The following is a 5,327-nucleotide window of genomic DNA, read 5'->3' as shown; positions in this document are numbered from 1 at the left end:
GGGGTGGAAAGCTGCCGCAAATGCAATTCGCTAAGAAGTCAATACTGGGCCCGTTTCAGCCAGTCTGCTTTTGGAGCTTTTACTCGAAGCCGAATTACCGTCAGCATTGCGTTCCGGAAATGCGAGGCGAGCATCATTCTTGACCGTCAGTACAGTACTAGGAACCAAACCGAGATCGTTGCGTCAACGCACGGAACGCTGACAACGCTCAGTTTTCAGGGCCCCGAGGTTTGTAGCGGGGAAGCGCCCATCCGAACGAAAGCGCTCCAGCCCTCAACCCAAACCCGCATGCCAGCGCAATTACGATTGCAATTTCACGCTGTAGGCCCAGCGGATGCAGGACGATATAGGTCGAGGCTGCGAGAACCACTGCAGTCACGTAAATCTCGTGAGAAAAGATTATGGAATCTTCTTTTCCGAGAACGTCGCGAATGATCCCCCCAAAGCATGCTGTTATGACGCCCATAGTGATCGAGACCAATGGGGCCTCTCCTAGCGCATTGGCCTTTTCGGCCCCGGCGGTTGCGAAGAGCGCGAGCCCCAATGCATCGAACCACAGTATCCATTGATGGCGGGAGGCGGCGAGATGAGCTGTGAAGAAAACCGCCACCGAGACTATCATACAGACGCCAAGATATTCTGGACGATCCATCCAGAATATCGGTTGGCTGTCCAGTAAGAGATCACGGATGGTTCCACCGCCGATCCCGGTTACCGTGCCAAGCAGGATGAAGCCGATGACGTCCATCTGATTGCGTGAAGCGACTAGAGCGCCGCTTATGGTGAAAACCACGATGCCAAGCCAGTCGAGGGCGGCAATGCTGCTATCGAATATCACTTTTTGCTCTTGTCTAAATCGTGATGACTGCCGCAACACAGTCGAAAGTCATTTTGCGATGATCCTTTTCCCCGCACCGGGAAGGCCGTGTCCTCCCGTGGCCCAGAGGAAAGCGCGAATAAATCTGCATATAAAGTGAGAGCCTTCGGTCGCATAAGTGGCGGCTCCAAGCTCCTTCTGCAAAAGGGGGCATTGGGTAAGGTTTGATACGCTGCCCGCCCCCCTTGAGAATTGATCACGCGAACAACTTTTCGGCGGTTTTGGCCACGCGCGCTCCGAGATACCGGGCACCGGCAAGCTCGTCTTCGTCGGGTTGGCGGCTGCCATCACCACCGGCGATGGTAGTCGCACCATAAGGCGCACCACCACGAACCTTGTCATGTCCCGATTGGCCTTCGAACCCATAATCGAGGCCGACGATGGTCATCCCGAAATGCAGCATGTTCGTGATCAGAGAAAATAAGGTGGTCTCTTGTCCTCCGTGCTGCGTCGCGCTGGCTGTGAAGGCTGCGCCGACCTTCCCGTTCAATGCACCCCGCGCCCAGAGACCACCCGCCTGATCGAGAAACGCCGCCATCTGCGACGACACCCGGCCGAACCTTGTGCCGGTTCCGATGACGATCGCGTCGTAGCTTTCCAGTTCTTCGATCGTGGCAATCGGCGCATCTTGATCCAGTTTGAAGTGACTGGCACGAGCGATCTCTTCCGGGACCGTCTCGGGCACGCGCTTCACGTCGACAATCGCGCCTGCTTCCCTCGCACCTTCCGCGACCGCGTTGGCCATCACCTCGATGTGACCATAGGTCGAATAATATAGAACGAGAACCTTGCTCATGACTTTGTTTCCTTCGTTGTGAGTTTATCATCGGCCTGACCGAATGCGTAGGCATCCATCCGCAAGACACCGTAAGTCGTGCTGGTATGAAGCCTTTCGGCAGACGCCTCTGATCCTGCCGCCCCCAGTGCAACAAAAAGGGGCAGAAGATGCTCTTCGGTCGGGTGATTGCGCTGAGCGTTCGGAGCGAGACGTCGGTAAGCGAGAAGATCGCAGGTACGACCTTCTCTAAGTGCCTCATCGAACCAGTCTGCAAATTCGTTGACCCATTCGGGCTCTTCCTTGCCTTGCTGGCCGCGCCAGCTGGAGAGATCATGTGTGTAGCTTCCGCTGGCGATAATCAGGACGCCTTCACGCGTAAGGGGCGCGATGGCCCGTCCGACCTCGAGATGATGCCCGGGCCCCAGCTGGCTTTGCACTGAAAGCTGCACGACCGGTATGTCGGCATCGGGCCAGATCAGCATCAGAGGAACCCAGGCTCCGTGATCGAGACCGCGGGCGTTATCGGTGGCTGCAGACAGACCGGCATCGCCCAGGAGATCCACCACGCGTTCTGCCAACTCCGCAGAGCCGGCCGCAGGATAGGACAGCCGGTAAAGGGCTTCGGGGAAGCCCGCAAAGTCATGGATCGTCTCGTTCTTCTCGACAGCATTGACCGTGGGAATGCGAGTCTCCCAATGAGCTGACACGACAAGGATCGCGCGTGGACGGGGTATTGTGGGCGCCAGCCCCTCGAGGAAGTAGCGGGCGGCTACATCCTCGAGTGGAAGCGTCGGAGCTCCGTGCGAAAGAAAAAGCGGGCGAAGCATGGGTTCAGACCTTCTTCGCGAACGGATTACCGATCGCATAAGCGCCGTCGCCAAACATTGCTTGCGCGAGCAGAGTCACTGCCCAGAACACGGGATATTCCCAGCCACCTCCCGGATTAGAAAAGCTGAAGCCAGCGGAAAGGTGCGGGATAATTGCTCCGATCATGATGACCAGCGCTCCAAGCGCAGCCCAGCGGGTCATGAAACCCACAATAAGCGCAAATCCAAGCGCAATCTCGCCCGCCATGACAGGATACGCGAGAATGCCGGGAAAGCCGATGCTTTCGAAAAATCCGACCGTTCCCGCTGGGGTAAATACGACTAGCTTGGTCAATCCGTGCGTAAGTAGGAGCGAGCCGCTCGTCACTCGCAACAGGGCAATGGCTCGGGATGTTGTAATGGCGTCAGTCATAAAGTCCTCCAGGTCGGTTGAACACTAGATAGTCTGATACGGTTTTGCATTGAATTGCCCATCATTGACTACTGGCTATGCGTTTACGTATACCAAGGCATGGACTGGGACGACCTTCGGACATTCCTTGCAATCGCGCGGCACGGCACGCTCTCGGCCGCGGCGCGCTCGCTTGGAGTTACTCAACCAACGATGGGGCGCCGCCTCGCAGCTATGGAGAAACGAATTGGGGCTCGATTGCTCCAGCGCACCCCGACCGGATATGCGCTTACGCCGCCCGGGGAGGCAGTGCTCGGCAATGCGGAACGCGCTGAAGCTGAAGTCCTGGCTGCGGAACGCGCGATCACCGGAAGGGACGTTGCTCTCGAAGGAGTCGTTAGGCTGACAACAGTTGACACGCTGGCCGCGCGCATAGTCGCGCCGGCCCTTGCTGCGCTCCAAGACAAGCATCCGGGCATCGTGGTAGAGCTTGTTCCCGATACGCGATCGCTCAGTCTGTCGAAGCGCGAAGCCGATATTGCGCTCCGCATGACACGATTTGAAGGACATGAAGTTGCAACCAGACGCGTTGGTGCGGTTGCCATCGGGCTTTATGCCACCGCTGAGTGGATCGAGCCGGCCAAACGCGGCGATGTGCGGCTCGTCACGGTTTTGGACGATCAGGCCCACCTACCGGAAGCCAAGTTGCTTCGAGAAGTATTTCCGAACGCCTCCATAGGCTTCAGATCGAACAGTCGCGAAGTGCAGCTACATGCTACTCTCGCAGGTGCCGGGGTCGCAGCCCTGGCTTGCTACAGAGCAGATTTGGAACCAAGCCTCGTCCGGCTCAAGAACTCGAAATCGGAACTGGTCCGTGACATCTGGTTAGGGGTGCATATCGACATGCGACACATGCCAAGGGTTCGCGCGGTTGCGGACGCGGTGATTGCAGCGTTGAAGGAGAACTCCAGCGTTTTAAATCCGAAAGCCCGATAGAATATGGCCGCTCACAAATCCTAGCAGGTCCTAACTGTGGGTCCGCTTCTAGGCGGTTATAGGTACAGGGCAGATGATCGAAATTGGGCGCAAAGCTGGCTATATGCCAATGTCCGCAATTGGGTCGTTGGCAGACCAGCCGCTTTTATCTGTAAAGCTTAAAAAGCAGCCGGTCCGGTTTCAGGAGATGGCGAGCCGGCAGCGAATGACTGACTTTGGGTGGCAAGCGGTCATTCGCGGGATCGCATGATCGAGGTCTGCTAGGTTTAGAAGCAGACCCGCGCCGGACGGATCAGGCAGGAAAATGAATTCCGCACAGTTTGTTGCCGTCGGGATCGCGAAAATAGGCCAGTTCGATGGTGCCCATGGAGGCAGTTTCGCGCGGTCCGGGCGGAGCTTCGATCGAGGTTCCGCCAGCGGCAACGGCGGTATCGTGAAGCTGCTTCACCTGCTCGGGCGAGTCGCAGGAGAAGGCGACTGTGCTGCCGTTGGCGGCGCTTGCCGGTTCGTCGTTGATCGGCTGGCTGACGATGAAGTTGGTTCCGTTGCCGTTATTGTAGATCAGACGGGTATGGCCGCTGTCGGCGATGTTCCGCGTCCCTTCCCCTGCACCTAAGGTGTCGAGAACTGTGTCGTAGAAGCGCTTGGATCGTTCAATATCGTTCGATCCGACCATGGTGTGAAAAAGCACGTATACTCTCCTGAAGGCTGATCGACTTCCGATCGCCATTAGCGGTCTCACCTAACAGGCACGTAACCCGCAGTCACCCCCGGCCCTCGGATGTCCGCTATTGGGTCGGTAGCGGAATGTCGGCTTTGCTCAGATCAAGTGATAAAGCTGACAGTCGGCTATCAGGCTCTAAGCTGCGTTAGATGGGCGTCAGCTTTTGGGGTGGTTTGCTGCCTGACCGGTTTCAGAGCGGCAATAGTCGAAAGCGGTCTTCGAATAGACGTGTTCGTCGAAGGCACCTCATCATGAATGTCGTGGCGGTCTCGCAACGGTGCGGCTAGATAAGCCACATGAGTATCGACCATCAATCACCAGCTGAATTAGTCTATGCCTTCTATAAGGCCCGACAGGCTAACGACCCGGATGCGTTACGTGTGTGGTTGGCAGACGATGTGCGTTGGAACGAGCCGGTCGTCGGTGATCATATGGGACAGCTTCGGGGAGCCGATGCGGTGGTGGACATGCTCAAGGGTGCCCTCGCCACCACAGGCGGGACCTTCACCCTGCGGGTCGCCAGCACTGTTGAGACAGGCAACCATTGCGCTGCCGTTGTCGATTGGAGTGCGGATAAGAACAATCGGACCATTCGCGGGCAGGAGCTTGCCGTATTCAGTTTCAAGGGCGCCCGGATTGTGGAAGCTTCATTCTACGCATCAGATATCGGTAACGATCAGGCCTTCTGGGAAGACTGATCGTGGGTCCTTGACGAACGGCGAGCAAACGGAGTC

General features: G+C 57.3%; 7 protein-coding genes. 2 read left to right on the top strand and 5 right to left on the bottom strand.

The window, feature by feature from the left end:
* Positions 1–208: 208 nt before the first annotated feature.
* The 4 genes from ACGHJ7_RS14595 to ACGHJ7_RS14580 all read right to left on the bottom strand — a co-directional run bounded on the left by ACGHJ7_RS14595 (position 209) and on the right by ACGHJ7_RS14580 (position 2,894).
* Positions 209–838, bottom strand: coding sequence for a trimeric intracellular cation channel family protein (locus ACGHJ7_RS14595; protein ID WP_390479142.1), 630 nt, complete (start codon positions 836–838; stop codon positions 209–211).
* 235 nt (positions 839–1,073) lie between these two features.
* Entirely contained in the window at positions 1,074–1,673 is a 600-nt protein-coding gene (gene wrbA, locus ACGHJ7_RS14590; RefSeq protein ID WP_390479141.1) for an NAD(P)H:quinone oxidoreductase, read from the bottom strand.
* Entirely contained in the window at positions 1,670–2,482 is an 813-nt protein-coding gene (locus tag ACGHJ7_RS14585) for a DODA-type extradiol aromatic ring-opening family dioxygenase (RefSeq protein WP_390479139.1), read from the bottom strand. The genes wrbA and ACGHJ7_RS14585 overlap by 4 nt, the downstream gene beginning before the upstream one ends.
* A 4-nt stretch (positions 2,483–2,486) precedes the next feature.
* Positions 2,487–2,894, bottom strand: coding sequence for a DoxX family protein (locus tag ACGHJ7_RS14580; protein ID WP_390479137.1), 408 nt, complete (start codon positions 2,892–2,894; stop codon positions 2,487–2,489).
* Between the two features lie 99 nt (positions 2,895–2,993).
* On the opposite strand from ACGHJ7_RS14580, the gene ACGHJ7_RS14575 reads away from it, so the two are divergent.
* Positions 2,994–3,869, top strand: a complete 876-nt coding sequence (locus ACGHJ7_RS14575; RefSeq protein WP_390479135.1) for a LysR family transcriptional regulator — start codon at positions 2,994–2,996, stop codon at positions 3,867–3,869.
* A 292-nt stretch (positions 3,870–4,161) separates the two neighbouring features.
* Here the strand turns inward: ACGHJ7_RS14575 and ACGHJ7_RS14570 are convergent, their stop codons facing one another.
* Entirely contained in the window at positions 4,162–4,560 is a 399-nt protein-coding gene (locus ACGHJ7_RS14570) for a VOC family protein (protein WP_390479133.1), read from the bottom strand.
* A 329-nt stretch (positions 4,561–4,889) separates the two neighbouring features.
* On the opposite strand from ACGHJ7_RS14570, the gene ACGHJ7_RS14565 reads away from it, so the two are divergent.
* Entirely contained in the window at positions 4,890–5,291 is a 402-nt protein-coding gene (locus ACGHJ7_RS14565) for a nuclear transport factor 2 family protein (protein ID WP_390479131.1), read from the top strand.
* Positions 5,292–5,327: the final 36 nt, after the last annotated feature.

The organism is Altererythrobacter sp. MTPC7, assembly GCF_042851395.1.
GTDB lineage: Bacteria > Pseudomonadota > Alphaproteobacteria > Sphingomonadales > Sphingomonadaceae > CAJXSN01.
The sequence above is the reverse complement of the archived record's forward strand: the minus strand, read 5'-3'. Positions and strand labels throughout refer to the sequence as shown.